The sequence below is a fragment of the Oculatella sp. LEGE 06141 genome (assembly GCF_015207605.1).
Classification (GTDB): domain Bacteria; phylum Cyanobacteriota; class Cyanobacteriia; order Elainellales; family Elainellaceae; genus Oculatella.
The window spans coordinates 1-1,366 of the sequence record NZ_JADEWO010000142.1 but is presented as its reverse complement, the minus strand read 5'-3'; the positions used below and the strand labels follow the sequence as shown (position 1 = coordinate 1,366).

The window sequence follows — 1,366 nt, the reverse complement described above, 5'->3', positions numbered from 1 at the left end:
AGGGCTTGTTAAAAAATAAGTTCACACTTTTGAGTCGAGTCCAGAGCGAGGCTTGATCGTGTAGTTCCAGTGAGGACAGATGCTTCGTTTGAGAATATTGAGAGATGCCATGTCTTGGTCTGAGACTTTGACTTTGGTTGGATAGATGCGCTTGATTAAGGCAGCATAGACTTTCAACCCAGTGTTGGTGGTGGTTCCCCGAATCAAATTCAGCATGATTTTCAATGAGCGTAGCGGGATTCCTGCCCAATTGAGACTTATGAAGCTGAATAAACGATGTTCAATGGGATTCCACTTGGATGCTCCAGTTGGGTAATGACAAACCATCACCTCCAGGTTGCAGGGGTCAACGAGAGACTCTTGCAGTTGTTTTTTCCAGTTCCGTTTACGATAGCCATTACTGCCTCCAGCATCGCAGAGAATCAACAGTTTGTTCTCATGAGCCAGTCTGGGGCGGTCTTTACGCTGCCACCAACGGCAAATGGCATCGACTGCGAATTGCGGAGTATCGGCAGAAATGCCCACGTAGACATAGCCAAGGTTGTGAATTACATCGTAAATCCCATAGGGAGTCGCTTTGATGACTGCATCAGATGGGAAATCATGAACATCCACCTCCTCAGCTTCACGCTGCCACGAACGTCCAGGATTTTTGAAATTGCCAATCAATTCCTTCTTTTTGGCATCAACACTGATGACGGGATGTCCAGCCCAGATAAATAATCGTTTGACCCGCTCAATGTAGCGAAACTGACGGTCTCGCTCTACGGTCGATTCACTGTGTTCCTTGCGATTGGCTTTGAGTGAATACTTTTGTTGTTTGAGTATGCGTCTAACGGTGACATGACTGAGGGTGATTCCAACCTGCTGCAAGTCTTGACTCAGTTGTCTGAGGTCGCGTCGCAACCACTTCCTCCCACTCATCGGGTCGCCTGCGGTTTCGCCTTCAATTAACTCTTCAAGCAGATCAATAACTTCAGGTGTTTTTTTCGGCGGATAACCGCCCGCCGCCAGGTGAGCGAATCCGTCCAACTGTACGACTCGCTAATCCTTCTTCCAATTCTCGTCGTCCCCGTCGGATTGTATTGACATGCAGTCCAGTGACTAAAGCTATTTGCTTTGTCCCTCCATGTCCGATTTTTTTGGCTTCCAAGGCGGCATACCAACGACGTTGCTGTTCATCCAATCGACTCAAATAGAGATTCATCTGAGAATGCAGTTCTTTAACGGAATGCTCTGCGGTTGCTTGGCAAATCGGACATTGGCATTGATGCACTGGTTGTTCAGACACGGCTCTGGTAATTCTATGCTCAAAGTTAAGCAATATTTTACCTAGAAAGTGTGAAGTTATTTCTTAACGACCCCT

General features: G+C 47.0%; 2 protein-coding genes. Both read right to left on the bottom strand.

The annotated features are described in order from the left end of the window. Positions 1-21 precede the first annotated feature (21 nt). Complete coding sequence (locus IQ268_RS31955) at positions 22-1,032, bottom strand: ISAzo13 family transposase (protein WP_193887506.1); 1,011 nt, start codon at positions 1,030-1,032, stop codon at positions 22-24. Beyond that, positions 977-1,291, bottom strand: a complete 315-nt coding sequence (locus IQ268_RS31950) for a transposase (RefSeq protein WP_193887504.1) — start codon at positions 1,289-1,291, stop codon at positions 977-979. The genes IQ268_RS31955 and IQ268_RS31950 overlap by 56 nt, the downstream gene beginning before the upstream one ends. Between the last annotated feature and the right edge of the window lie 75 nt (positions 1,292-1,366).